This window comes from Kitasatospora sp. NPDC048286 (assembly GCF_043201735.1).
In the GTDB taxonomy this organism is placed as follows: Bacteria; Actinomycetota; Actinomycetes; order Streptomycetales; family Streptomycetaceae; genus Kitasatospora.
Genome location: NZ_JBICZE010000006.1, coordinates 398,925 through 424,166 on the forward strand (window position 1 = coordinate 398,925; position 25,242 = coordinate 424,166).

Sequence of the window (25,242 nt, forward strand, 5' to 3'; positions counted from 1 at the left end):
TGTCGATCGTCAGCCGTCACCTGCCAGCCCCCACCCGCCCGCAGGCGCCACGCCCTCTCAGCGGCTCAGCCGGTCGATCTCCGCCAGCTCCTCCGCCGTCAGCGGCCCGCCGGCCAGCGCGTCGAGGTTCTGGTCCAGCTGGGCCACGCTGCTCGCGCCGACGATCACCGAGACCACCCGCGGGTCCCGCAGCACCCAGCACAGCGCCAGCTGCGCCAGCGTCTGCCCGCGCCGCTCGGCGACCTTGGCCAGCGCCCGCAGCTGCTCCAGCTTCTGCCCGGTCAGCGCCTCCTCGGTGAGGAACTTCCCGACCGACATCCGCGAGCCCGCCGGCACCTCCCCGGACAGGTAGCGGTCGGTCAGCAGCCCCTGCGCCAGCGGCGAGTAGGCGATCAGGCTGGTCCCGGTGTCGCCCACCGCGTCCAGCACGCCGGCGTCCTCCACGTACCGGTTGAGGATCGAGTACGCCGACTGGTTCAGCAGTACCGGCGTCCCCAGCTCGCGCAGGATCGCCACCGCCTCCCGGTGCTGCTCCGCCGGGTAGTTGGAGATCGCGGCGTACAGCGCCTTGCCGGAGCGCACCGCGCTGTCGAGCGCCCCCATCGTCTCCTCGATCGGGGTGTCCGGGTCGTACCGGTGCGAGTAGAAGACGTCCACGTAGTCCAGCCCCATCCGGTCCAGCGACTGGTCGAGGCTGGCCAGCAGGTACTTGCGGCTGCCGCCGTTGCCGTACGGGCCGGGCCACATGTCCCAGCCGGCCTTGGTGGCGATGAACAGCTCGTCCCGGTACGGCCGGAAGTCCTGGGCGAACAGGTAGCCGAAGTTGCGCTCGGCGCTGCCGTACGGCGGGCCGTAGTTGTTCGCCAGGTCGAAGTGGGTGACACCCCGGTCGAAGGCCCGGCGCAGCACCGCCCGCTGCACCTCCAGCGGCTGGGCGTCACCGAAGTTGTGCCAGAGCCCGAGCGAGACGGCGGGCAGCTGGACACCGCTGCGGCCGGCCTTCCGGTAGGTCATCGAGTCATAGCGGTCATCGGTGGCGAGGTAGCTCATGCCGGACATCTTGCCAGCCGACCGCGGCGGAGCGGGCCCTTGCCCCCGTTCCCGGCCGATGCCTATGCTCGCCGCGGATCGTGTGCGTGCGAGGCGAGGGGGAGGCGAGATGGCAGTCCGGACCGTGACCGCCGCCGCAGCCCGCCGCTGTTGTCGCCGCCACCGCAGCACCGACCGCTGACGCCCCCCACGCGCCCTGCCGCCCCGAGCGGCCCGCCGCCCGCCCCGTCAGCCACGCCGCCGGTGCAGCCGTGAGACCGCGGCGCCGGACCACACACCGGCTTCCCGGCCTCCGCACGGTTCACCCCGGCCCCGGCTCCGCCCGGCGCGTCCCCGGGCGGACCCGTCCCCGACCTGCCCCCCGGACCGGCCCGACCCGAGTCCGACCCGAGCCCGACCGAGTCCGACCCGAGCGCCCAAGGAGACCCGCCGTGCGGTTCACCGTCTCGTCCCTCGTCGCCAACGCCCCCGACCCGGTCACCGGCGTCCGACGTACTCCACAACAGAAGCTGCGCAACGTCATCGACCAGGCGGTCCTCGCCGAGCAACTCGGCTACGACGGCTACGGCGTGGGGGAGCGCCACGGCGAGCCGTTCCTCTCCCCGGCACCGCCCCTGCTGCTCGGCGCGATCGCCGCCCGCACCTCCACCATCCGACTGTTCACCGCGGTGACGGTGCTCAGCGTCCTCGACCCGGTCCGGGTGGCCGAGGACTACGCGATGCTCGACCAACTCTCCGGAGGCCGCGTTGAGTTGATCGTCGGCAAGGGCAACGATCCGCGGCACTTCGGGCTGTTCGGGCTCCCCGAGGAGCGCCAGTGGGAGGCGCTCGCCGAGAACTACGGCCTGCTGCGCAGGCTCTGGCGTGAGGAGAGCGTGACCTGGGAGGGTTCGACCCGCCCGCCGCTCACGGACGCCACCGTCTGGCCGCGCCCGTTCCAGGACCCGATCCCGGTGTGGCACGGCAGCGCGACCAGCACGCGGTCCACCGACCTCGCGGCCCGGCACGGCGACCCGCTCTTCTCTGCCAACTCCTTCCACCCGCTGGAGAAGTACCGGGCGCTGGTCGAGCACTACCGCGAGCGCTGGGAGCACTACGGCCACGACCCGGCGCGGGCCAGGGTGGGCGCGGGCTTCGGCGGACTGTACGTCGCCAAGCGCTCGCAGGACGCCGTCGAGGGCTTCCGCCCGTACTGGAACGCGCTGTTCGACTCGGCCGCCGGCCGGCACAGCAACTCGCCGTTCACGTCGCTCGAGGACGCCCTGGAGCGCGGTTCGGCGCTCGTCGGCAGCCCACAGCAGGTGATCGAGAAGATCCACCGCTACCACGAGGCGTTCGGCAACGAGGTGGTCGGCATCGGGGTGGATGCGCTCACCGAGGAGGCGCAGCGCGAGCAACTGGAGCTGTTCGCAAGCGAGGTGGCGCCCGAGGTCCGCCGCGCGCTGTCCTAGCCGCGCGGCTCCGACGCCCGCCCGCGCAGTGCGCCGTGCACCCCCTACGCGGCGTGATGCCGACCACCGTCCGTGACGTGACGCGCGCCACCTGGCGCGCCGGAATGCCGTTCGGCGGTGCGGGGGATGACGAACGGTCGAGGGGCCGTGGCCGCCGGGGGGCGGCGCACGGCCCTCGATCGTCCCACCCGCGGCGGAGGCCCCGCGGAGGCCGTGCGGCGGGCTCGAGGATGCCCCGAGGGGGCGCCGGGGAGATCCGCCGAGAGTCCGGGCGGGGTCCGCACTGGCCGACTGTACCTACTGGTATGTACAGTGCTCCGCATGAGCACCCAGGACCGCCTCATCGAGAGCACCCAGGACCTCCTCTGGGAGCGTGGATACGTCGGCACCAGCCCCAAGGCCATCCAGCAGCGCTCCGGAGTCGGCCAGGGCAGCATGTACCACCACTTCGCCGGCAAACCCGACCTCGCCGCCGCCGCCCTGCGCCGCAGCGCCGAGCAGATGCGGGGCGTCGCCGAGGCCGACCTCGCCGCCCCCGGCACCGCCCACGACCGGATCGCCGCCTACCTGCTCCGCGACCGCGACGTCCTGCGCGGCTGCCGGATCGGCCGGATGGCCCAGGATCCGGACGTGGTCGCGGACCCGCACCTGCGCGCGCCCGTCGAGGAGACCTTCGACTGGCTGCGCGGCCGGATCGCCGGACTGATCGCCGAAGGCCAGGCGGCCGGCGAGTTCGCCCCCGCCCTCGACCCGGCCGACACCGCCGCCGCCGTGGTCGCCGTCGTTCAGGGCGGCTACGTCCTGGCCCGCGCCGCCGACAGCGCCGAGCCGTTCGACCGGGCCGTCCGCGGCGCCCTCGGCCTGCTCGCGGCACACCGCACGGCCTGACGCCCCGAGCCCGTCCGTCGGACAACCTGCCCGTCGACCCCGAGGAGCCCCGCCGTGCACGCCATGCAGTACGAGATCACCCTCCCCGCCGACTACGACATGGGCGTCATCCGCCGGCGCGTCGCCGACAAGGGCCACCTGCTCGACGCCCATCCGGGCCTCGGCCTCAAGGCCTACCTGGTCCGCGAGCGCGGCCGGCACGGCTCACCCGTCAACCAGTACGCCCCGTTCTACCTCTGGCGCACCGCCGAGGGCATGAACGGCTTCCTCTGGGGGCCGGGCTTCCGCGGTCTGAGTGCGGACTTCGGCCGCCCCGCCGTCCGGCACTGGCTCGGCGCGGGCCTGGTGCACGGCGCGTCGGCAGTGCCTGCGGCGTCGGCGGGACCGGTAGGACTGGTAGGACTGGAAGGACCGGTACGAGTGGCCGAGACGGCCGGGCCGCCGACCACCGCCACCCGGGAGACCGTACGACTGCCGGAATCCGCCGACCCGGCCGAGGCCGTCGAACGGGCCATCGCCGAGCTGCCCGCGCACCCGGCCCTGCACACCGCCGCCGTGGCCGTCGACCCGAGCCGCTGGGAACTGCTGAGCTTCGTCCTCTGGCACGGCCCGGCACCCGAGGACGTGCCCGGCGTCCGGTACCAGGTGCTGCACCTGTCCCGCCCCGAACTCGACCGGCTGCCGGCCGGCCGCCACTGGTGAAAGGACCCACCGCCCCGATGTCCCCCGCGACTGCTCCCGCCGGCCCAGGCGGCACCGATCTCTCCAACCGCACCAACCGCACCAACCGCACCGATCTCACCAATCTCACCAATCTCACTGAGGCCCCGCTCGACCGAGCGGCCGGCCGGGCCCTGCTCGCCGACCTTGCCGGCCCGGGCGCCGCTGGCACCCTCGGTAGCCTGGACGCCCTCGCCCCCGGCTTCCCCGACTGGATCGTCACCAGCCTCTTCGGCGGCATCTACCAGCGCCCCGGCCTCGCCCTGCGCGACCGCCAGATCGCCAACCTGGCCGCCCTCACCGCCCTCGGCGGAGTCGAGCCGCAGCTCGCCGACCACGTCCGCTACAGCCGGCGGATCGGCCTGACGGAAATGGAGATCACCGAGGTCATGGTGGGCCTCGCCCCGTACGTCGGTCTCCCCAAGGCGCTGGCCGGCCTGCGCGTCGCCGCCGCCACCTTCGCGGAGAGCACCGCCGAGACCGCCGCCTCCGACGACGAAACCGCCGCCCCGGAGAACGCTGCCGAGACCGCCACCACGAACGCCACCACCGCCGAGGCCGAGGCATGAGCCGTACCGTCCGTACGGTCCTCGGCGACCTGGACCCCGCCGCCCTCGGGGTCACCGACTCCCACGACCACCTCTTCATCCGCAGCCCGCTGCTCCCCGGCCAGGAGCTGGACGACCCGGACGCGGCCGAGGACGTCCTGCGCGCCTACGCCGCCGCCGGTGGCCGCGCCTTCGTCCAGTGGACCCCGCTCGGCCTGGGCCGGGGCGCGGACTCCCTCGCCGCGCTCTCCCGTGCGACCGGCGTGCACGTCGTCGCCGCCACCGGCGCGCACCAGGCGGTTCACTACGCGCAGGGCTTCTTTCCCGAGTCCGACGAGGTGGCGGCGGAGGCGGCGGAGCGCCCCGGCCCGTACGCCGACCTCGCGGAACGTTTCGTCGCCGAACTCACCATCGGTCTGCCCGGTGCGCCCGAGGGGGTCCGGGCCGGGTTGATCAAGGTCGCGGGCGACCCGGGGCCCGCCGGCCGGCACACCCGGTGGACGCTGGCCGCGGCCGCCGAAGCCCACCACGCCACCGGCGCGCCTATCGCCGTCCACCTCGAAGCCGACGGCGCGCCGCACTGGATCCTGGACCAGCTGTACGGTCGGCACGGCGTCCGGCCCGACCGGATCATCCTCGGCCACCTCACCCGGCTGCCCGACCGCGCGCTGCACCGTGCCCTGGCCGCCGAGGGCGTCCACCTCGCCCTCGACTGCCCTTCCCGGGCCGGCCATCCCGGCGACCACGACGCCTTCGAAGTGATCGCCGACCTGGTCGAGGCGGGGCACGCCCACCGGTTGCTCCTCGGCGCCGACACCACCACCCGGACCGCCCGCGCGGCCGGCGGCCCGGTCCGCCTGCTCACCGAACTCGCCCCGCGCCTCGCCCGCAGCCACGGCCCCGAACTGCTCGAACTGCTCCTCACCACCAACCCGGCCGCCGCCTTCGCCGCCGACTGGCGCACGCCGTAAGCCATCCGGGCCGCCGCGGCGGGACCGGGCCGACAGCCGTCGGGTGCGCCCTCTACGGTGCCGCACATGGTGACGCTGACGCTCAGGACCCTGACGACCGCCGACTGGCCGCTCTGGCGGGACCTCCGCCTCGCCGCCCTCACCGACGCGCCGGACGCCTTCAAGGCGGGCCTCGCCGACTGGCGCCGGGGCGGCGAGGACCGCTGGCGTGACCGGCTCCGCATCCCGGGCGCCCACCACGTCGCGGCGCTCCTGGACGGCGATCCGGTCGGTCTGGCCGGCGGCCTCCCCGGATCGCCGGACGGCGTACGGGAGTTGCGCTCGCTCCGGGTGGCCCCGCGGGCGCGCGGCCGGGGTGTCGCCGACCGGCTCGTCGAGGAGGTCGAGCGCTGGGCCCGGGACAGCGGCGGCACCACGCTGCGCCTCGCCGTCCTCCCCGGCAACGAAGCCGCGTTCGCCCTCTACCGCCGCCACGGCTTCGCCCCGCTCGCGGAGCGCGGTGACCTGCTCGCCGACGGGGTCACCCGGGAAGTGCTCCTGGCGAAGCCCCTGCGGTGACGGCGGCCGCCGCCGCGGCGGCGTGGGGGAACGCGAAGGCGGGGCCTGTGCCGTACGGGGGACGGCACAGGCCCTGCCTTCCATCGGACCGACGAGTCGACCGACGAGTCCACCGACCGGTCACATGTGGGTGCCGCCGTCGATGCGGAGCTCGGTGCCGGTGACGAAGGCGCCGTCGTCGGAGGCGAGCATAGCGATCACGCCGGCCACCGTCTCCGGGCCGGCGAAGCCCTGGCCGAGGGCGGGGGAGAGCTTGGCCAGCAGGCTGAGGTCGGCGTCGGCGGGCAGGCCCGGGTTGTGGGTCATGCCGCTGTCGATGCTGCCCGGCGCGACGCAGACCGCGCGCAGGCCCTGCTTCGAGTACTCCGAGGCGATGGCGTGGGTGAAGGACTGGATGCCGCCCTTGGTCGCGGCGTACGCGGCCATGTAGGGGTGGGCGAAGCTCGCGGAGGTGGAGCTGAAGTTGACCACCACGCCCTTGCCGCCGGCCAGCAGCGCGGGGAGCGCCTCGCGGGTCATCAGGAAGGTGCCGGTCAGGTTCACCGCGAGGAGCTTGTTCCAGAACTCCAGGCTGGTCTCGTGGGTGTGCGCGGAGCGGAGGATGCCGGCCGCGTTGACCAGCACGTCCAGACCACCCAGGCCGGAGATCGCCTCGGCGACGCCCGCGACGACGGCCGCCTCGTCCGAGATGTCCAGCACCTGGATGGTCAGGCGGTCCGCGGTGCCCTCGGTGGTGGCGCGGTCCAGGGTCTTCTCCAGGCCGTCCTCGTTGACGTCGACGGCGACGACGTTCCCGCCCTCGGCGAGGATCCGGTGCACGGTGGCCTGGCCGATGCCCGAGCCGCCGCCGGTGATCAGGACGTTCCGTCCGTTGAAGCGCTCCATGGTGGTCTCCGTTCGTTCGCGGTCTCTCGATCTCGATCGACACGGTACGCCTCAGTGACACGTTGTGCCAAAAAGTCCATTCATGCCGATACGGCGTGACGTGCCACCGAGTCGCGACGTGTCTCCTTGGCATCCGCCCGCGTAGGCTGGCCCCGTGACCGGACGCCCGACCCTGACCCAGCGCCGCCGTGAGGCCACTCGGCTGGAGATCGCCCGCACCGCCGCCGCGCTCTTCGCCGAGCGGGGAGCGGAGGCGACCACCGCGGAGGAGATCGCCGTCGCCGCGGGCATCTCGCTGCGCACCTTCTACCGGTACTTCTCCGTCAAGGAGGACGCCGTCGCCCCGCTGCTCGCGGCGGGCGGGCAGGAGTGGGTGGAGCTGTTCGTGGCGAGCCCCGCGGACCTGCCGCTGCGGGAGGCGCTGGAGCGCGCGGCGGTCGCGTCGCTGACCCCGGCCGACGAGGCGCGGGTCGAGATGATGCGGTGGGCCCGCGGCCTGCTGCGCGATCCGAAGCTGAGCGCCACCTGGCAGCGCGTCTACGCCGACTCGGAGGAGCGGCTGCGGGCCGCCCTCACCGAGCGCTGCCCGGACGGCACCGACCCGCTGGAGATCCGGCTGGCGGCCGCCGCCGCGACCGCGGCGATCCGGGTGGCCCTGGAACAGTGGGCCTCCTCCGGCGCGGCCCTCGCCGGCCCCGGCTCCCCACAGGACCTCGGTGCGCGCTGCATGCGCGAGCTCACGGCGGGGCTGCGGCTCTGGGAGCGGGTGGCGGACGGGGCGGGCGGCTGAGCCGGCGGGTGACAGGGGGCCGGTGGTCGGTGGCGGACGACAGATGACAGATGACAGGCGGCAGATGGCGGCTGACAGAGTTCAGATGACAACTTTCGAAATCTGTTATCTGAAAGTTGTCATCCGTTCGCCCCTCTCCCCGTAACCTCCCAGCCGCGATCAGCTTCCTCCCAGCCGGCGTTAGGGTTGTTCCTCGTGCCCCGGCGGGGGAACCGGGGTGACCTCCTCGGATGTCCCCAGCGGAGGGGACTGGAGTTCGAGGCGTGGGAGCAAGCAGGACATGGGTCTGACAAGCCACAAGGTGCTGGCGTTGACCGCACTGATCGCGGTCGTGATGATGGTCGGCACGGTCTGGTTGTGGCCCAGGCTCGCGAAGAGAACCTGGCAGGCGGTACTCGGCCGGATCGGCGCCCTGCTCGCCACCCAGCTCGCGGTGCTCGCCGCGCTCGGCCTGGTCGCCAACAACTACTTCGCCTTCTACAGCAGTTGGGACGACCTGCTGGGCACCGGCGAGACCGGCCCGGTGGTCATCCACAACAAGGCGGACGCCTCCGGCCGGCTGATGGTGGAGACGATGGGCCAGGCCTCGGTCAAGGGCGGCGGCGCGATGGGCCGCGAGCCCGCCCAGTCCGGCGAGATCCGCAAGATCCGGATCGACGGCGCGGTCAGCCGGCTGTCCACCGAGGGCTACGTCTACCTGCCCCCGCAGTACTTCCAGCCGCAGTACGCCCAGAAGCAGTTCCCGGCGGTGATCGTCAGCACCGGATTCCCAGGAATCGCCGAGAATCTGATCACCCGCTTCAACTACCCGGGCGCCGCGCTCAAGCTGCTGCAGGAAGGGCGGATGCAGCCGACCGTCATGGTCCTGGTGCGCCCCTCGCCCGCGATGCCGCAGGACACCGAGTGCGAGGACGTCCCGAACGGCCCGCAGTCCGACACCTACTTCACCAAGGACGTGCCCTCGGCGATCCAGGCCAGCTTCCGGGTCTCCACCGACCCGCAGGCCTGGGCGTTCATGGGCAACTCGACCGGCGGCTACTGCGCGCTCAAGCTGGCCATGCGCCACCCGGACGTCTTCCCGACCGCCGTCGCCCTCTCCGCCTACTACGACGCCGCCGACGACCCGACCACGGGTGACCTCTTCGGCGGCAGCAAGCAGCGCCGCGACGAGGCCAACCTGTTCTGGCGGCTGAAGAACCTGCCGCAGCCGAAGGTCTCCGTGCTGCTGGCCGGCACCAAGAAGGGCGACGGCAACTACCGGCAGGAGACCGAGGCCTTCGTCGACGCGGTGCAGAGCCCGATGAAGGTCTCGTACAGCATGCTGGAGAACGGCGGCCACAACTTCGAGACCTGGAGCGCCCTGCTGCCCTCCTCGCTGGAGTGGCTGTCCCAGCACCTCAAGGTGCCGAACCAGGCGGCGTGAAACCGGACGACCGAACCCCCGGAGCAACGGCCCCGGAGGTTCGGTCGTTCAGTCGGACCGGGCCGTTCGGTCGGACCGGCTCGTACGGTTCGTTCCGCGGCCGTACGGCTCCGACAGCGCGGCGGTCCCGCCGCTCAGGCCACCCGCTCCAGCGTCCCGGTGTGCAGCTCGCCGACCCGGCCGCCCTCGCCCTCGAAGGTCCAGAAGGCGCGGACCGTCAGCTTGCCGAGGTCCATCACGTGGCTGACGGTGATCCCGCTCTGCTCCGTCCAGCTGACGAAGTAGATCTCCGGCGCGACCTCGGCGACGTGCAGCCGCACGTCCTCCCACTGGCCCGCGGACTCGCCGAGGCCCTCCCAGCGCAGCCGCGTGCCGTCGGCCGAGTAGGTGTTGCGGAAGGCCGCGCCGTTGTCGGCCCGGAAGAGGTAGGTGCGGCCGGCGAAGGCGGGCAGGGGCGCGGTCATGGTGGGGCGGGTCCTCGTCTCTGTCAGGTCGTGGCGAGCACCCGGTCGGGCTCGCCGCTCTTGTGCACGGCGGATGATGTCCGACGTCCAATTTATCCGACCGGGCGCAGTCGGTCAGGCACTCGCCACGGTACGGTCCGCCACCACGCGGTCGCCCGGGTGTGCGACCGGCACATGGGCAGGGCCGCGCGCCGGTCCTACCGTCCGGCCATGAGACGTACCCCCACACGCCCCAGCCCGACCACGCGCCCCGGCAGGAGGCGCGGCCCCACCGCCCTCGCCGCCGTGCTGCTGACCCTGGCCGCCGCCCTCCTCGGCACCCCCACCACCGCCCAGGCGGGCACGGCCCAGGTCACGGCCACGGCCCCCCTCACCCTGGAAGCCACCTTCCCCACCCCCGGCAACGGCTGGGCCAAGGTCGAGCGCTACCTCGACACCACCTCCGGCTTCGGCGCCGAGCAGTTCCCCTCCGACGGCCGCGGCGACCAGGACGGAGCCCGCCGGACGTACTTCGGCACCGCCCGGCCCTCCTCCGCCCGCTTCCTGCTGTACTCCGCCGCCGGCTGGGACACCGGCAGCCAGGCCACCCCCGTCCTGCTGGTCCACGGCGCCAACGACAACGCCGACCGCGCCTGGGCGAACCCGGGGGAGAGCGGCACCTGCGGTGCCGCGAGCTGCCCGTCGACCGGGCTCGCCCAGTACCTCGCCGGCAACGGCCGCCGGGTCTTCGCGATCGGCTTCGCCCACAAGCACGGCGACAACCTGCTCCAGGCACAGGCCGTCGGCGACGCCGTCGCACTGATCCGGGCCCGGCTCGGGGTCCCCCAGGTCGACGTGGTGGCCTGGAGCAAGGGCGAGGTCGCCGCCCGGGCGTACGTGTCCTCGGTGAAGCCCTCCTGGGGGAGGGCGTACGCGGGCGACGTGCGCCGGCTGATCACGCTCGGCGGTCCGCACGGCGGGCTCGACTACGTGTACGCGCACGGCTGGGACTTCGACCTGGTCACCTGGCCGGCCTGCGGCGGCACCGCCAACGCGCCGTCCCCGCACCTCTACATGACCTGCTACGGCACGTACACCTCGCAGCCCTGCCTCGGGGTGCTGCCGAGCGGCGGCTACGACTGCTACCCGGGCCAGCGCCAGCTGCTCGCCCGCTGGGACGGCACCTACGGGGTGGACACCACCGCGCAGGACTGGTGGACCACCTACTATGGCGGCCAGGGCTTCTACACCTCCGGCCAGGGCATCCAGGCGGCGATCGACGCGGGCTCGCTGATCGCCCCGCTCCGGCAGGCCGGCATTCCGGCCTCGGTGCGCACCTACCTGCTGGCGGGCGGGTCCGCCGACATCCCGGGCGTGCTCAACGAGGGCCGCGGGCCGAGCGACGGCCTGGTCTTCACCGCGAGCGCGCTGGACACCACCGGCATCGCGACGGTCGGCGGAACCCGGCTGCTCACCGGCCTCAACCACCTGGAACTCGCCTGGGCACCGGACGCGGCGAGCCAGGTCAACGCCTGGCTCGACTGAGTCGGGAAAGCCGATCAACTCGACTGCCGCGCAGCGTCGTTGATCGCAACCGGTCCACCCCGCGCCGCAGCGGAACTCCCCGATCACCGTCGCCCGGTCGGCAAGGCCACCCCTGCCGACCGGGCCACGTGACTCAGGAACCGGCAGCCGTCTCGACCACCGTGATGTCGAACGGCTGCCGGTTGTTGCCCTCGTTCCGGTCGTCCGCACTGCGCACCGTGACCGAGCCGCCGCTCAGCCTGCCCGCCGGCAACTCCGGGTCGAGCCGGACCGGGATGAGGGCGGTCGCGCTGCGCCCCTCCCGCAGCCCGGGCCCGAACACGCAGCGCACCACGCGGCCGCGGCCCGTCACCTGGCAGTCGGACGGGAAGAACGGACCCTCGGGGCTGACCCCCTCCGGCAGGCTGACCAGGACCGTGAACGGGGAGGCGGTGGTCTCCGGGCCCCCGTTGCCGACGAAGGCGCGGACGGTCGTGGTGCCGCCGGGTGTCGCCGTGTCCGGGTCCGACCGGACCACCTCCAGGTCGGAGGCGGACGGCCGCCGCGCGACGGCGGGCGCGGGCAGCGTGGAGGCCTCGGACGTTCCGGATCCGGCATCGGACCCGGCGTCGGACCCGGAACCCGCTCCTGGCTTCGCCCCGGGAATTACTAGTGCGGGAAGGGTGGAGGCCCCCGGCGTCGCCGGTGCCGGCAAGGTGGAGGCCCCCGGCGTCACCGGCGCGGGCAGGGTGGAGGCCCCGGGAATCACCAGTGCGGGAAGGGTGGAGGCTCCGGGAGTCGCCGGTGCCGGCAGGGTGGAGGCCCCCGGCGTCACCGGCGCGGGCAGGGTGGACGGTGTACCCGTCGTGAGGACCTCCACCGCGGGCCGGGGCTCGGGCCGGCGCAGCGCCCAGGACGGGTCGCTGGCCAGCACCGTCACCGCGCACCCCGCCGCCACGGCCGCGACCAGCCCGGCCCCGCCGAACCCGCGGCCGCCCGCGGCGCGCCGTACGCTGCCATCCCGTACGCCGTCACCCCGTGTGCCGTCACCCCGTACGTCCTCGCCTCGTACGTCGGCATCGCGTACCCCGCCGCCCGGTGCGGCCTCCCACACGTCCCGGTGCTGCTGCTCCATCCCCGCTCACCCTGCCCTCGTGTCCCGGCCGCCCGCGCCGTCGCGGGCCGCGTCGGCACCAGGGTGGCGGAGCCGTCGCCGGAGCCCGGTGGCAACCCGCCCGCCGTCCGCTCGAACGGATGACGCGGCGCGCCGACCCGACCGGGTCGGCCGGCAAGGGTGGTTGACGGGATGTCAGGGGGCGAGGACCTGCCCCAGCCGGGTCGCGATCTGGTGCATCACCGGTACCAGGGAGGCGGCCCCGTCCTGCTCCTCCAGGGCGCGGATCCGGGCCTCCGGTCCGGAGACCGAGAGCGCGGTGGGCGTCGGCGCGCCCGGGACGGCGAGCGCGATGCAGCGGACGCCGATCTCCTGCTCCTGGTCGTCGACCACGTAGCCGCGTTCGCGGGCCTCGGCGAGCTGGCGCATCAGCTCCTGCGGGTCGGTGACCGTGTACTCGGTGTGCGCGGGCAGCGGGTTGGGGCCGAGGACGGCGCGGGCCTCGTCCTCGGGCAGCTGGGCGAGCAGCGCCTTGCCGACGCCGGTGCAGTGCGGCTGCACCCGTCGGCCGACCTCGGTGAACATCCGCATCGAGCGGCGCGACTGCACCTGCCCGACGTACACCACCTCACCGCCCTCCAGTACCGCCAGGTTGGCGGTCTCGCCGGTGGCCTCCATGAGTTCGGCCAGGTAGGGGCGGGCCCAGCTGCCGAGCAGGCGGCCGGCCGTCTCGCCGAGCCGGATCAGCCGGGGGCCGAGGGTGTAGCGGCGTGTGGTGTCCTGACGGACATAGCCCTGCTGGACGAGGGTACGAACCAGCCGGTGGATGGTCGGCATCGGGAGGCCGGAACTGGTGGAGAGCTCGCTGAGGGTGGCCACGCCGCCGGAGTCGGCCAGCGCCTCCAGGAGCTGGAAGGCGCGTTCGACGGACTGCACGCCGCCGCTCGCGCGGTCCGTGCCTGTCGTCGATGCTGGGTCGGGGGTCGCGACCACCGGTGTTTCCTTCGCTGTCGGGGAGGAGTGGATTCCCGGCGATCCCTTCAACAAATCGTTGAAATTCTGTATCGCGGAAACTAGTCTCCACCTTACAGAATCGAACCCGCCGACCGGCGGGTGCCGATCGCGGAAGTTCCCCGAGGAAGTTCCTGCCGGAGCTCCCCTCGCCAGGCTCAACCGTCTTAGGAGTGTCCTGCTCATGGCTGCAGATCAGGGGTCCGTCGGTTCCTCCCCCGCCGCTCCGGTCGTCACCGTCGCCGGTCCTCGCGTCCACCGGTCGGAGGAGGTGCTCACCGCGGAGGCGACCGCCTTCGTCACCGGGCTCCACCGCGCCTTCGAGGGGCGCCGACAGGAGCTGCTGGCCAGGCGGAAGGCCCGCCGCGCCGAGATCGCCGCCGCCGGGACCCTGGACTTCCTCCCCGAGACCGCCGCGGTCCGGGCCGCGGACTGGAAGGTCGCCGAGGCACCCCGCGCGCTCCAGGACCGCCGGGTCGAGATCACCGGCCCGACCGACCGCAAGATGGTCGTCAACGCGCTCAACTCCGGGGCGCGGATCTGGCTCGCGGACTTCGAGGACGCCACCTCGCCGACCTGGGAGAACGTGATCGGCGGCCAGGTCAACCTGATCGACGCCTTCGAGGGCCGGATCGACTTCACCAGCGCCGCGGGCAAGGCCTACACCCTCAAGCCCGCCGCCGAACTCGCCACCGTCGTGGTCCGCCCGCGCGGCTGGCACCTGGACGAGAACCACCTGCTGGTCGACGGCACTCCGGTGGCCGGCGCGTTCGTCGACTTCGGCCTCTACTTCTTCCACAACGCCGCCCGGCTGCTGGCCAAGGGCGCCGAGGACCCCAACTCCGGCCCGTACTTCTACCTGCCGAAGACCGAGAGCCACCTCGAGGCCCGGCTGTGGAACGACGTGTTCACCCACGCCCAGGCCGAACTCGGCATCCCGCACGGCACGATCCGGGCGACCGTCCTGATCGAGACCATCACCGCCGCGTTCGAGATGGACGAGATCCTCCACGAGCTGCGCGACCACGCGGCCGGCCTCAACGCCGGACGCTGGGACTACCTGTTCTCGATCGTCAAGAACTTCCGCGACGCCGGCGAGCACTACATCCTGCCCGACCGCAACAGCGTCACCATGGCCTCGCCGTTCATGGCCGCCTACACCCGGCTGCTGGTGCAGACCTGCCACCGGCGCGGCGCCCACGCGATCGGCGGCATGGCCGCGTTCATCCCGAGCCGCCGCGACCCGGAGGTCAACGCGGCCGCGCTGGAGAAGGTCAAGGCGGACAAGGACCGCGAGGCCGGCAACGGCTTCGACGGCTCCTGGGTCGCCCACCCCGACCTGGTGCCCGTCGCCCGGGCCTGCTTCGACGCGGTGCTCGGCGAGCGGCCCCACCAGAAGGACAACCCCGGCCCGGCCGAACCGGTCACCGCCGCCCAACTGCTCGACATCGCCGGCGCCGGCGGCAACTGCACCCACGCCGGGCTGCACAACGCCGTCCAGGTCGGCATCCGCTACATCGAGGCCTGGCTGCGCGGACTCGGGGCCGTCGGCATCTTCAACATGATGGAGGACGCCGCCACCGCCGAGATCTCCCGCTCGCAGATCTGGCAGTGGATCCACAACGGGGTCGTGCTGTCCGACACCGGCGAGAAGACCACCGTCGAACTGGTCCGCGCCCTGGTCGCCACCGAGCTCGCCGAACTCCGCGCCGAACTGGGGGAGGAGGCCTACCGCGCCGGCCGCTGGCGCGAGGCCGCCCGGCTCTTCGAACAGGTCGCCCTGGCCGAGGAGTTCGTGGACTTCCTGACCCTCCCCGCGCTCCCCCTGCTGGGCTGAGCCCCCGGCCGGCCCGGCCCCGTTCTGTTTCGCCCGTACGGAACGGCCTCCCTCGTCTTCCCGCCCAGGAGTCGAACCCATGGCACGCATCTTCTTCAACGGCCAGGCGATGGTCGGCGGCCCCTTCCACGCGAAGGTCGCCGACGCGCTGGTCGGGCCGGCCCGGACCGCGCCCGGCTACCGCTTCTTCTCCATCGACGACGTGTGCCCCGGCCTCCTGCGCGACCCCGCCGTCGACACCGCGATCGACGGCGAGCTGTACGACATCAGCCTGGAACACTTGCGGGACGTCATCCTCCCCGGCGAGCCGCGCGAACTGGAGCTGGGAGTGATCGAGCTGGAGGACGGCTCCGCGTGCCTGTCCATGCTGCTCGCCCGGGGCGAGCTGGAGCGCGGCGTCCACCGCGAGATCACCCATCACGGTGGCTGGCGCGCCTATCTGGCCACGCTGGGGCGAACGGCCTGACGGCTGACAGTCGACGGCCGACGGATGACAGCTGACAACTTTCGTCATCTGTCATCCGTCATCGGTCGGCCGTCAGCTGTTCGCCGTCATCCGTCGACCGCCCGTCGCCAGGTCGTCCCCCAGCCCGCTGCGCCGGTAGAGGACGCTGCGCCCGTGCCGGGCGCGCTCCAGCAGGCCGGCGGCGGTCAGAGCGCCGAGGTGGCGGCTGACCGCCGCCGGGGTGACGCCGAGCCGGTGGGCCAGTTCGGTGGTGCTCGCCGGGGTCTCCAGCAGGATGAGCAGCCTCGCCCGGGGCGCGCCGATCAGTCCCGCGAGCGCCGAGCCCTGCTCCGGCGGGCGCCGCCCCGTCCCCGCGTCCTCGCCCATCGTGGCCTTGCCCCGCGCCGGGTACGTGATGAGCGGCGGCCCGCCCTGGGTGATGTCGGTGACCGCCCCGAGCGCGAACAGCGTCGGCATCAGTACGAGCCCCCGCTCGGCGACGTCCACCGTGGTCCCCAGTGCCTTGGTGGCGGGGTGCGGGTCGACGAGCCGCAGGACGCCGGCCTGCCAGGACAGCCGGCCGTCGAGGTCGGCGAACAGCCCCTCGGCGCCGTGCTCGGAGAGCCGTCGCCCCCGGTACGCGATGTCCGCCTCCAGCACCGAGCGCGCCCGCGGCCACCACGCGGGGGCGAGGCACTGCGTCCAGTAGGCCTCCAGCGCCCCGGCCACCCGGGCGGTGAGCGCCGACGGATCGTCGACCAGCTCGGCCAGCACCGGCGGTAGCGCGTTCCCGGCGCTGCGGTTCGCGGTCAGCACGTCCGTCCGTACGACCTCGGGCGGGGTGGCGATCAGATCGTCAACGCCCAATCGGAACTCGAACATTGACCGTAACGGTAAAAGAATTCCACCGCGCCCGGAACCCCGCTGTCCTGCTGCCATGACTTCCGCCGCGGCGCGTCCGCCCTCCGCCTCCCGCCCTGGCCTCCTCGGCCGACTGCTCCCGGACGATCCGCTGCTGCGCGGGCTGGCCCTGATGAGCCTGGTGAACACCGTCGGCAACGGCCTGTTCGTGACGGTGAGCGTGCTGTTCCTCACCCGGTCGGTGGGGCTGACGCCCGGCCGGGTCGCGCTCGGGCTCACCGCCGCCGGGGCGTGCGGGGTGTTCGCCGGCGTGCCGATGGGGCGGCTCGCGGACAAGGTCGGCAGCAAGCGGCTGCTGCTCGTGATCGGGCCGCTGGAGGCGGCGGCCGTGCTCGGGTACGCGTTCGTGCGTTCCTTCGTCGCGTACGTGGTGCTGGCGTGTGTGGCGACGGTGCTGGAGCGCGGAGCGGCGGCGGTGCGCAGCGTGCTGATCGCGCGGGCGCTTCCCGCCGAACGGCAGGTTCGGGCCCGGGCGTTGCTGCGGTCGGTGATGAACGCGGGGCTCGTCGTCGGATCCACCGGCGCGGCGGTCGCCCTCCAGGCGAACACCTATGCGGGGTACGTGACGATGATGGCCCTGGACGCGGCGAGCTTCCTGGGCGCGGCGGCCCTGCTGGCCGGCCTGACCCTCCCGTCGGAGGAGCGGAGGCGGACACCCGGGGCGGCAACGGAGAAACACCGAACGGCACTTCGGGACCGGCGCTACCTGGTGGTCACCGCCCTGCACGCGGTGCTGGAGCTCCAACTGGCCGTCCTCACGGTCGGGATGCCGCTCTGGATCGTGCTGGCGACGGACGCGCCGGCCGCCGTGGTCGCCGCCGTCAACGTGGTCAACTGCCTCCTGGTGGTGGTGTTCCAGGTCCGCGCGAGCCGCGGTGTCGACAGCGTTCCGACGGCCGCGCGGGCCTGCTCCCGGGGAGGCGCGGTGCTGGCCGCCGCCTGTCTCGTCTACGCGGCGGCCCAGTACAGCCCGGCGGCCGCGGCGGCGGCGACGGCCCTGGCCGGCGCCCTGGTCCACAGCCTCGGCGAACTCCTCACCTCAGCCGGTGGCTGGACCCTCAGCCTGGACCTGGCCGATCCGCGGTCGCACGGCGAGTACCAGGGCGTCTTCATGAGCGGCCAGGCCGCCGCGCACGTCCTCGGCCCGCTGGTGATCAGCCTGACCGTCGTCGCGCACGGCGCCGTCGGCTGGCTCGTGCTCGCCGGTCTCTTCGCCCTCGCCGGAGTCACGCTGGTACCGGCCTCGCGGGTACCGGCCTCCCCGCATCCGGCAGCGTGAGGAGCGCCTCCCCGAGTGGGCCGCGGGTCCGGACCCTCGCCGCGGGTCCGGGCCTGCGGTCCGCGCATCGACGACGGCGAACAGATGACAGCGGAGAGATGACGGCGAACAGATAACAGATGACGAAAGTTGTCAGCCGTCATCTGTCCGCTCCCTCCCCGGATGCCCCGGAGCCCGATGCGGGCGTCAGACCGGACGAGCCGCCAGCTCGCGGGCGGCCCGCGCACAGTCGCGTGCGATCCGGTCCTCGTCGACGGTGGTCAGCTGCCCCTTCTCGACCACCGCGTTGCCGTTGACGAACAGCACCGACAGCGGCGGCAGCGCGCCGAAGGTGAGCGCGGCGACCGGGTCGGCGATCGACGAGTGCATGATCCCGTCGATCTTCCACAGCGCAAGGTCGGCCAGCTTGCCGGCCTCGACCGAGCCGATCTCGTCCTGCCGCCCGAGCACCCGGGCGCCGCCCATGGTGCCCAGGCGCAGCGCCTGCCGCCCGGTGAGCGCGGTGGGGGAGCCGTGCAGCCGGTTGATCAGCAGCGCGTTGCGCAGCTCGGTGCCCAGTTCGCCGGACTCGTTGGAGGCAGTGCCGTCCACCCCGAGCCCGACCGGGACGCCGGCCCGGAGCATGTCGGGCACCCGGGCGATGCCTGCCGCCAGGCGGGCGTTGGAGGACGGGCAGTGGGCGACACCGGTGCCGGTCTGGGCGAACTTGGCGATGTCGGAGTCGTTCATGTGCACGCAGTGCGCCATCCAGACGTCCTCGCCGAGCCAGCCCACCGACTCGAAGTAGTCGGTCGGCCCCATGCCGAACAGCTCCCTGCAGAACTGTTCCTCCTCGGCCGTCTCCGAGCCGTGGGTGTGCAGCCGGACGCCCTTGCGGCGGGCGAGTTCGGCGGACCGGCGGAGCAGCTCGGTGGAGACGGAGAAGGGCGAGCACGGCGCAATCGCGATGTGCAGCATCGAGCCGAAGGAGGAGTCGTGGTACCGGTCCACGGCGGCCTCGGACGCGGCCAGGATGTCGTCCGGTTCCTCGACCGCGTGGTCCGGCGGCAGCCCGCCGTCCTTCCGGGAGCGGTCCATCGAGCCGCGCAGGGCGGTGAAGCGCAGGCCGAGTTCCCGGACGGCCTCGATGGAGGCGCCGAGGACGTCGCCGCCGTCCTTCGGGAAGACGTAGTGGTGGTCGGCGGCGGTGGTGCAGCCGGACTTGAGCAGCGCGGCGGCGGAGCCCTGGCTGGCCGGGTGCACGAGCTTCTCGTCGACCCTCGCCCAGGTCGGGTAGAGGGCGACCAGCCAGTCGAACAGGATGTGGTCCTGGGCCAGGCCGCGGGTGATCCACTGGTAGAAGTGGTGGTGGGTGTTGACCAGGCCGGGGGTGACGAGGTGGCCCTCGCCGTCGATTCGGCGCACCACGTCGTCCAGCCACGCGGGGGCGGGGCCGTCGCCCACCGCCTCGATGGTGTTGCCGAGAATGACGACGTGGCCGCGGGCGTACTCGGTGTCGTTCGCGTCCACGGTGGCGATCGCGACGTTCTCGATCACGATCCGCTGGTCGCCGGGTGGGGGCTGGACTGCCATGTGTGACTCCTAGGGGAGGGCCGGAGGGAGCGCGCGCCGCACGGTGCACGCCCCTCCCCGGGCCGGTCAGGACGGTCTCGCCGTCGGAACCGTCGGAACCGCCGGACCCGGCGCGTCGGAGGCCGGTCCGGACCCGGGCCGGCGGGCGGCGCCGACGTGGTGGAAGAGCAGGTTGAGCAGGACGGCCATCACGCAGCCGGCCGAGATCCCCGAGTGCAGCAGGGTCCGGGCGGCCTCCGGGAAGGAGTCGTAGAACGTCGGCGCGGCGATCGGGATGATGCCGACACCGAGCGAGACCGACACCAGGACGGTGTGCGAGTTGGACTCCATGCCCGCCTCCGCGAGTGTGCGGATGCCGCTGGCCGCGACCGTGCCGAAGAGCACGATCCCGGCGCCGCCGAGGACGGGCTGCGGAACCAGCGAGACGACCGAGCCCAGCACGGGGAACAGCCCCAACACGACCAGGATGCCTCCGCCGGCCGCGACCACGAAGCGGCTGCGGATCCTCGTCAGCGCCACCAGCCCGATGTTCTGGGCGAAGGCGCTGGCAGCGAAGCCGTTGAAGACGGGACTGAGCGCGGTGGCCAGACCGTCCGCCCGCAGGCCGGCGGCGAGGGTGGGTTCGTCCGCCTCGCGGTCGACGATCCGGCCGAGGGCGAGCATGTCGGCGGTGGACTCGGTCATCGAGACCACCATGACGATGCACATCGAGACGATCGCGGCGGCGTCGAACAGGGGCGCGCCGAAGTGGAACGGGGAGGGGAGCGCGAAGATCTTCGCGTTCTGGACCGAGCCGAAGTGGGCCAGCCCCAGCGGGAGGGCGATCAGGGTGCCGAGCGCCAGGCCGACGAGCAGTGACAGCTGCTGCCAGAAACCGCGCAGCAGCCGGTTGCAGAGCACCACCGCGACGAGGGTGATCGCGGCGAGTCCGACGGCCCGCATGGAGCCGTACCCGGGGGCGCCCGGTGAACCGCCGCGCGCCCAGTTGACCGCCACCGGGAGCAGGGACACCCCGATGAGGGTGATCACGGTGCCCTGGACGACCGGGGGGAAGAACCGGATGAGCCTGCAGAAGTACGGCGCCGCGAGGAAGCACAGGAGCCCCGCGACGATCACCGCTCCGAAGATCACCGGGAGGGCGTGCTTCGGTCCGTGCTCCTTCGCTATGGCGATCATGGGCGCGACCCCCGCGAAGGAGACACCGTTCACGAACGGCAGTCGCGCACCGACCCTCCAGACGCCGAGCGTCTGGAGGAGCGTGGCCAGTCCGGCGGTGAACAGGCTGGCCGAGATGAGCAGGGCGAGCTCGGCGGGGGAGAGCCCGACGCCGGCGCCGACGATGAGCGGGGGTGCGACGACCCCGGCGTACATCGCGGCGACGTGCTGGAGTCCGGTGGAGAACAGCTTCACCGGCGGCAGCAACTCGTCCACGGGGTGGGTCCCGGCCCGGGGCGGCTTGCCGGGCAGGTGTGCCGCCGCGCCGTCCGGGCCGCGCGTTCTCGGTGGGGTGGAACCGCCGTCTGTACTGCTGGTGTTGCTGGGTGCCATGTCGAGCCCCTCTTGTGCCCGTGGCTCCCGGCGCGCCCGTGGCGCTGGAGTGCGGCCGGTACTGCTGTGACCGAGGGTGGGACGGCGGTGCGGGGTTCCCTCGGCCGGCCCCTCCAGTGCCCCGGGCCGGCCGCCGCGAGGCAGACACGAACTCCGGTGGGTGGGGGTGGGGGTGGGGGTGGAGAAACAGCTGGTACGGGTGGAGCGTGCGGTGTTGCCCGAGCCGGAACGCGGGGTGGAACGACCGGTGCTGTTCGGAGCGGAACGACAAGTGGAACGCGAGGGCCGGCTGGCGCGGCGCTTCCGGGCGGCGTCCACCTGGTGGGGGAGGTCAGGCGACCGGGATGACCGGGACGACGCCCTCGCGGTGCACGGTGCCCTCGATCAGGCCGTACATGCGGTCCGCGGCGTAGTAGACCTCGTTCTCGTTCCTGAGGCCGAACGGCTCCAGGTCGACCAGGAAGTGGTGCTTGTTCGGCAGTTCGAGGCGGACCTCGTCCACCTCGGCGCGGTTGTCGAGGACCCGGGTGCCCATCGCGTGCAGGGTCTGCTGCAGCGAGTAGGAGTAGGTCTCGGCGAAGGCCTCCAGCAGGTGCCGCTTCACCTGGGTGTAGGAGCGGTTCCAGTCGGGCTGGGTCTCGCCGCCCCGCCCGCTGTGGCCGAACTTCCACCGGGCGGTGACCTGGGTGGCGAGGATGCGGTCGTACGCCTCCTCGAGGGTGGTGTAGCCGTCCTTGATGTAGCCCCAGAACTCCGAGTTGGTGGAGTTCATGACGACCAGATCCTTCAGGCCCGAGATGACCCGGACGGACTCCCCGTCGTAGACGATCTCGCTGGTACGGACCTCCTGGCCGCTGCGGACGAAGGAGTGTCCCATCTCCATCTCCTCCTCCTCCTTCGAGCCGATGAAGCCGGCCGAGCCGTCCGGCGTCCGGATCCGCTCCCAGGCGTACTCCTCGATCCGGATCCGGGCGCCGTGCACGACGCCGCGCTCGGTGTCGTCGACGAAGTGGCGGGCCAGGAGGATGCCGAACGCCTCGGCCGACTCGATGCCGTACTCCTTGGCGAAGGCGTAGACGGTGTTCTTGATGGTGTCGGTGGGCAGGCAGTTGGCGTTGGACCCGGTGAGGTGGACGTCGTCGAACTCGCCGCGCAGCGAGACCGAGACGTTCAGGTCCTTGATCTCGTGCCGGGCGGAGTCGCGGTGGACCCGGACGATGCGGTTCTCCGCCTTGCCGTACTGGTTCTGACCGAGCACGTGGGCCATGACGTGGCTCCTAGGCTTTCCAGGTCGGTCCACTAGCTTCCGCGGTAGACCGAGTATCCGAACGGACTGAGCAGCAGCGGCACGTGGTAGTGGTGCTGTTCGGGCGCGACCGTGAAGACGATCGAGACCTCGGGGAAGAACGGAGGCTCGGAGGACTCGGGCGCGTGGTACGCGCCGGTGTCGAAGAGCAGTCGGACGACCGAGCCCGCCTCCACGGCCGGCAGGTCCCTGGCCCGGCCGTCGGAGTCCGTGGCGCAGGTGCCGAGCACCTGCCAGCCACCCTCGGTGTGCAGTGCGAGCTCGACCGGAACGCCTTCGGCCGGCCGGCCGAGGCTGGTGTCGAGCACGTGGGTGGAGATGCCAGTCATGGGTGAAGTGGCCTTACCTATGGCGTAGATGACGAAGCGTCAGTTGTATAAGGGGGGCGGGTGGATGTGAATCTGGACGCCCGGCCAGGGCGATATCGCCACGGATATGACGAATCGTCAGGACGGGTGTCAGGGTGTGTCGAGCAGGCGGTCGAGCCGGATGTCGTTGATCTTGCGAAGCTCCTCGCGGACGATCTCCGCCTCGGTGGCCGCGTCGTTGGGGTGGCGCTCGCGCAGGGCGGCGAGCAGGCCGACCGCGGAGCGGCCGGTCGCGCAGATCAGGAACACGTGGCCGAACTTGACCTCGTAGGCGGCGTTGGCCTCGTCCAGCTCGTCGAGGACCGCCCGGTCCAGGCCCCGGATTCCGGCCTGTTCGCGCTCGGAGGTGGCGTCGCCCGCCAGGGGCTCGCCGATCCGGGCATGGCCGGCCATCGCGTCGCGCAGGTCCTCGGCCGTCAGTGATGCCACGGCGGCCGCGTTGGCGGCGAGCAGGGCCTCGCGGTCGGACCAGGGCTTGTCCGCCGCGACCGCGGCGGCCCAGCGGGGGCTGGAGCAGACCTCCAGCAGGATCCCTTCCAGCTCCGCGGCATCGGCCGCGGCCAGAGCGTCAAGGGTGTGGGGGTGGTTGGTCACGAGTGGACCTCCTGGAGAGTGGTGCCACCCGGAAAAGCTAGATCGGGCCCACCCGGTCGTCAACACTTTGTTGAACGATTGGTGGCTGCGTTTCGAACGGGGCCGCGATGCCGGGCCCTTTCGTGTGCGATTCGCCAAGTGTGCCCCGCCGCAAGCCGATCCAGTCCTGTCGGGTCGGCGGGGTCACCCGTTCGGAAGCCCCGCAGCGGGGTCCGGGTGCGCCCCGGAGGGCGCCGAACCGGGCGTCAGGACGACTTCGCGCTGTCCTGGCGGTTCAGGTAGTTGTACACGGTGAAGCGGCTGACACCCAGGGCCGAGGCGACGGTCTCCACGCCGTGGCGGACGGTGAACGCGCCGCGTTCCTCCAGCAGGGCGACGACCCGCTGCTTCTCCACCCGGTCGAGCTCGGCCAGCGGGCGGCCGTCGAACTGGCGGGTCATCTCGGTGAGCATCCGGTCCAGCGCGCTGCCCAGGTGCGGCAGCCGGACGGCCAGGGCGGGGGCGCCCTCCCACTCCAGGACCACGTCGTCGGGCTTCGCCTCGTCCAGGGGGACGGGCGTCGCGCCGACCGCGGCCAGCAGCGGCTTCACCGCCGCGGCGAGCGGGTGTTCCACGTTCTCGGTCACGGCGTACCGTCCTCCTTGCCCAGCACGCTGACCTGGACCGAGATCCGGGTCGCCCCGGCGTCCAGGGTCTCCTTGAGCAGCTTGGTCACCGCGGCCAGGACCTGCTCGGCCTCGCCCTCCGCGCCGGTGCCGAAGGGGCCGACGGACACGGCCAGGCCGGCCGCGTCGACGACCTCGCGAGCCGCCGCGGCGTGCTCCGGGAACGTGTCCAGTTCGAACGGTTCTGTCGTGAACTCCACCATCAATCGCACGGGGTCACTGTAGCGAGCGGGGGTCCGCACGGGGCAGGGGCTTGGGTGATCGAACGGTCCGGCCCCCGCGAGCGGCGACAGTCCGGGCCCGCGAGCCGCGAGGTGGCTTCAACAAAGTGTTGCAACTCCCTTGACAGTCGCTCGGTGGGCCGGAGATGCTTCCACCATCTTCCATCACACAGAATCCCTCTTCCGTATCGTGGAAATTGAGGCGGAGGGAAGAGGGCTGAGAGGGGAGTAGTGACGTGACGGCGGCTGCCAAGCACGGCTTCACGGTCAACCTGTCGATCCTGTTCGGCGAACTGCCGCTCCTGGAGCGGCCCGCCGCGGCCGCCGCGGCCGGATTCACCGCCGCCGAACTGTGGTGGCCCTTCGGGGCGGAGCACAACCCCTCGCGGGCCGAACTGGACGCGCTGCGCAGGGCGTTCACCCAGGCCGGCGTGCAGCTCACCGGCCTCAACCTGCTGGACGACCTGAGCGAGGGCGCCCGCGGGACCGTCTCGCTACCGTCCGAGCGGGACCGCTACCGCGCCAACGTCCCGGTGGCCGCGGAACTCGCCGCCTCGCTCGGCGCCACCGCGCTCAACGCGCTGTACGGCAACCGGGTCGAGGGCGTCGACCCGGCCGAGCAGGACGCGCTCGCGCTGGAGCACCTGGTGCTCGCCGCGCGGGCCGCGTACGGGGTCGGCGCCGTCCTGCTGATCGAGGCCCTGAACGAGGCCGAGTCGCCGGACTACCCGCTGGTCTCGGCCGCCGCCGCGGTCGAGGTGGTCGACGGGGTCAACGCCGCCACCGGCCTGGGGAACGCCAGGTTCCTCTGCGACCTGTACCACCTGGCCAGGAACGGCGAGGACCCGGCGGCGGTCATCGACACGTACGCCGACCGCATCGGCCACGTCCAGATCGCCGACACCCCGGGCCGCAACGAGCCCGGCACCGGCGAGCTGGACTTCGAGGACCTGTTCGCCCGGCTCACCGCCGCGGGCTACACCGGCGTGATCGGCCTGGAGTACCGCCCCTCCACCGGGATCAGCGCTGACAGCTTCGGGTGGCTGCCGCGCGAACTGCGCACCGCCGCCAGGTAGTGGAGCCGATGAGCGTCACCCCGCCGCGTGCCGC

At 72.7% G+C, this 25,242-nt stretch carries 26 protein-coding genes; 13 read left to right on the forward strand and 13 right to left on the reverse strand.

Annotated elements, in window-relative coordinates; genetic code table 11:
- Positions 1 to 57 precede the first annotated feature (57 nt).
- Entirely contained in the window at positions 58 to 1,050 is a 993-nt protein-coding gene (locus tag ACGF13_RS17290; protein ID WP_392875240.1) for an aldo/keto reductase, read from the reverse strand.
- 431 nt (positions 1,051 to 1,481) lie between these two features.
- Here ACGF13_RS17290 and ACGF13_RS17295 point away from each other — a divergent pair, with 431 nt between their 5' ends.
- From ACGF13_RS17295 to ACGF13_RS17320, 6 genes are all read left to right on the forward strand, one after another.
- Positions 1,482 to 2,501, forward strand: coding sequence for an LLM class flavin-dependent oxidoreductase (locus ACGF13_RS17295; protein ID WP_392875243.1), 1,020 nt, complete (start codon positions 1,482 to 1,484; stop codon positions 2,499 to 2,501).
- Positions 2,502 to 2,822: 321 nt separating this feature from the next.
- Complete coding sequence (locus tag ACGF13_RS17300; protein WP_392875246.1) at positions 2,823 to 3,389, forward strand: TetR/AcrR family transcriptional regulator; 567 nt, start codon at positions 2,823 to 2,825, stop codon at positions 3,387 to 3,389.
- Positions 3,390 to 3,443: 54 nt separating this feature from the next.
- Entirely contained in the window at positions 3,444 to 4,091 is a 648-nt protein-coding gene (locus tag ACGF13_RS17305; protein ID WP_392875249.1) for a DUF4865 family protein, read from the forward strand.
- 17 nt (positions 4,092 to 4,108) lie between these two features.
- Positions 4,109 to 4,678, forward strand: a complete 570-nt coding sequence (locus ACGF13_RS17310) for a carboxymuconolactone decarboxylase family protein (protein WP_392875252.1) — start codon at positions 4,109 to 4,111, stop codon at positions 4,676 to 4,678.
- The gene (locus ACGF13_RS17315; RefSeq protein ID WP_392875255.1) at positions 4,675 to 5,628 is read left to right on the forward strand and encodes a phosphotriesterase; all 954 of its coding nucleotides are present in this window, start codon (positions 4,675 to 4,677) and stop codon (positions 5,626 to 5,628) included. The genes ACGF13_RS17310 and ACGF13_RS17315 overlap by 4 nt, the downstream gene beginning before the upstream one ends.
- A gap of 66 nt (positions 5,629 to 5,694) precedes the next feature.
- On the forward strand, positions 5,695 to 6,186 hold the full coding sequence (locus ACGF13_RS17320; protein ID WP_392875258.1) for a GNAT family N-acetyltransferase: 492 nt from the start codon (positions 5,695 to 5,697) through the stop codon (positions 6,184 to 6,186).
- 120 nt (positions 6,187 to 6,306) lie between these two features.
- Here ACGF13_RS17320 and ACGF13_RS17325 read toward each other — a convergent pair whose 3' ends face one another.
- Positions 6,307 to 7,071: an SDR family NAD(P)-dependent oxidoreductase gene (locus ACGF13_RS17325; RefSeq protein ID WP_392875260.1), complete on the reverse strand. Its 765-nt coding sequence runs from the start codon at positions 7,069 to 7,071 to the stop codon at positions 6,307 to 6,309.
- 154 nt (positions 7,072 to 7,225) lie between these two features.
- On the opposite strand from ACGF13_RS17325, the gene ACGF13_RS17330 reads away from it, so the two are divergent.
- Positions 7,226 to 7,861 (forward strand): TetR family transcriptional regulator, encoded by a 636-nt coding sequence (locus tag ACGF13_RS17330; RefSeq protein WP_392875263.1) that lies wholly within the window; start codon positions 7,226 to 7,228, stop codon positions 7,859 to 7,861.
- Between the two features lie 280 nt (positions 7,862 to 8,141).
- Positions 8,142 to 9,284, forward strand: coding sequence for an alpha/beta hydrolase (locus ACGF13_RS17335; RefSeq protein WP_392875266.1), 1,143 nt, complete (start codon positions 8,142 to 8,144; stop codon positions 9,282 to 9,284).
- Positions 9,285 to 9,418: 134 nt separating this feature from the next.
- On the opposite strand, the gene ACGF13_RS17340 is transcribed toward ACGF13_RS17335, so the two are convergent.
- Positions 9,419 to 9,748: a MoaF N-terminal domain-containing protein gene (locus ACGF13_RS17340; RefSeq protein WP_224275159.1), complete on the reverse strand. Its 330-nt coding sequence runs from the start codon at positions 9,746 to 9,748 to the stop codon at positions 9,419 to 9,421.
- 210 nt (positions 9,749 to 9,958) lie between these two features.
- On the opposite strand from ACGF13_RS17340, the gene ACGF13_RS17345 reads away from it, so the two are divergent.
- The gene (locus ACGF13_RS17345; protein WP_392875269.1) at positions 9,959 to 11,272 is read left to right on the forward strand and encodes an esterase/lipase family protein; all 1,314 of its coding nucleotides are present in this window, start codon (positions 9,959 to 9,961) and stop codon (positions 11,270 to 11,272) included.
- A 133-nt stretch (positions 11,273 to 11,405) separates the two neighbouring features.
- On the opposite strand, the gene ACGF13_RS17350 is transcribed toward ACGF13_RS17345, so the two are convergent.
- Together ACGF13_RS17350 and ACGF13_RS17355 are read right to left on the reverse strand one after the other, a co-directional pair.
- On the reverse strand, positions 11,406 to 12,386 hold the full coding sequence (locus tag ACGF13_RS17350) for a hypothetical protein (protein ID WP_392875272.1): 981 nt from the start codon (positions 12,384 to 12,386) through the stop codon (positions 11,406 to 11,408).
- A 174-nt stretch (positions 12,387 to 12,560) separates the two neighbouring features.
- A complete protein-coding gene (locus tag ACGF13_RS17355) occupies positions 12,561 to 13,358 on the reverse strand; it encodes an IclR family transcriptional regulator (RefSeq protein ID WP_392875275.1) in 798 nt (265 codons plus the stop codon).
- 202 nt (positions 13,359 to 13,560) lie between these two features.
- Here ACGF13_RS17355 and aceB point away from each other — a divergent pair, with 202 nt between their 5' ends.
- A complete protein-coding gene (gene aceB / locus ACGF13_RS17360; protein ID WP_392875278.1) occupies positions 13,561 to 15,213 on the forward strand; it encodes a malate synthase A in 1,653 nt (550 codons plus the stop codon).
- 79 nt (positions 15,214 to 15,292) lie between these two features.
- Positions 15,293 to 15,679 carry a gamma-glutamylcyclotransferase gene (locus ACGF13_RS17365; RefSeq protein WP_392875281.1) on the forward strand — a complete coding sequence of 129 codons (387 nt, stop codon included), beginning with the start codon at positions 15,293 to 15,295 and terminating at the stop codon, positions 15,677 to 15,679.
- Between the two features lie 72 nt (positions 15,680 to 15,751).
- On the opposite strand, the gene ACGF13_RS17370 is transcribed toward ACGF13_RS17365, so the two are convergent.
- Entirely contained in the window at positions 15,752 to 16,540 is a 789-nt protein-coding gene (locus ACGF13_RS17370; RefSeq protein WP_392875284.1) for an ArsR/SmtB family transcription factor, read from the reverse strand.
- Positions 16,541 to 16,595: 55 nt separating this feature from the next.
- Between ACGF13_RS17370 and ACGF13_RS17375 the strand changes: the two genes are divergently transcribed.
- The gene (locus tag ACGF13_RS17375; protein WP_392875287.1) at positions 16,596 to 17,858 is read left to right on the forward strand and encodes an MFS transporter; all 1,263 of its coding nucleotides are present in this window, start codon (positions 16,596 to 16,598) and stop codon (positions 17,856 to 17,858) included.
- A 186-nt stretch (positions 17,859 to 18,044) separates the two neighbouring features.
- Here ACGF13_RS17375 and ACGF13_RS17380 read toward each other — a convergent pair whose 3' ends face one another.
- The 7 genes from ACGF13_RS17380 to ACGF13_RS17410 all read right to left on the reverse strand — a co-directional run bounded on the left by ACGF13_RS17380 (position 18,045) and on the right by ACGF13_RS17410 (position 24,114).
- Complete coding sequence (locus ACGF13_RS17380; RefSeq protein WP_392875290.1) at positions 18,045 to 19,430, reverse strand: 8-oxoguanine deaminase; 1,386 nt, start codon at positions 19,428 to 19,430, stop codon at positions 18,045 to 18,047.
- Positions 19,431 to 19,496: 66 nt separating this feature from the next.
- Positions 19,497 to 20,978 (reverse strand): nucleobase:cation symporter-2 family protein, encoded by a 1,482-nt coding sequence (locus ACGF13_RS17385; protein WP_392875293.1) that lies wholly within the window; start codon positions 20,976 to 20,978, stop codon positions 19,497 to 19,499.
- A 331-nt stretch (positions 20,979 to 21,309) separates the two neighbouring features.
- Positions 21,310 to 22,245: a factor-independent urate hydroxylase gene (gene pucL, locus ACGF13_RS17390; protein ID WP_392875295.1), complete on the reverse strand. Its 936-nt coding sequence runs from the start codon at positions 22,243 to 22,245 to the stop codon at positions 21,310 to 21,312.
- A 32-nt stretch (positions 22,246 to 22,277) separates the two neighbouring features.
- The gene (uraH, locus tag ACGF13_RS17395; RefSeq protein ID WP_392875298.1) at positions 22,278 to 22,613 is read right to left on the reverse strand and encodes a hydroxyisourate hydrolase; all 336 of its coding nucleotides are present in this window, start codon (positions 22,611 to 22,613) and stop codon (positions 22,278 to 22,280) included.
- A gap of 129 nt (positions 22,614 to 22,742) precedes the next feature.
- Complete coding sequence (gene uraD / locus ACGF13_RS17400; RefSeq protein ID WP_392875301.1) at positions 22,743 to 23,246, reverse strand: 2-oxo-4-hydroxy-4-carboxy-5-ureidoimidazoline decarboxylase; 504 nt, start codon at positions 23,244 to 23,246, stop codon at positions 22,743 to 22,745.
- Between the two features lie 245 nt (positions 23,247 to 23,491).
- Positions 23,492 to 23,872 (reverse strand): helix-turn-helix domain-containing protein, encoded by a 381-nt coding sequence (locus ACGF13_RS17405; protein ID WP_392875304.1) that lies wholly within the window; start codon positions 23,870 to 23,872, stop codon positions 23,492 to 23,494.
- A complete protein-coding gene (locus tag ACGF13_RS17410; protein WP_392875794.1) occupies positions 23,869 to 24,114 on the reverse strand; it encodes a thiamine-binding protein in 246 nt (81 codons plus the stop codon). The genes ACGF13_RS17405 and ACGF13_RS17410 overlap by 4 nt, the downstream gene beginning before the upstream one ends.
- Positions 24,115 to 24,368: 254 nt before the next feature.
- Here ACGF13_RS17410 and ACGF13_RS17415 point away from each other — a divergent pair, with 254 nt between their 5' ends.
- Complete coding sequence (locus tag ACGF13_RS17415) at positions 24,369 to 25,208, forward strand: TIM barrel protein (protein ID WP_392875307.1); 840 nt, start codon at positions 24,369 to 24,371, stop codon at positions 25,206 to 25,208.
- Positions 25,209 to 25,242: the final 34 nt, after the last annotated feature.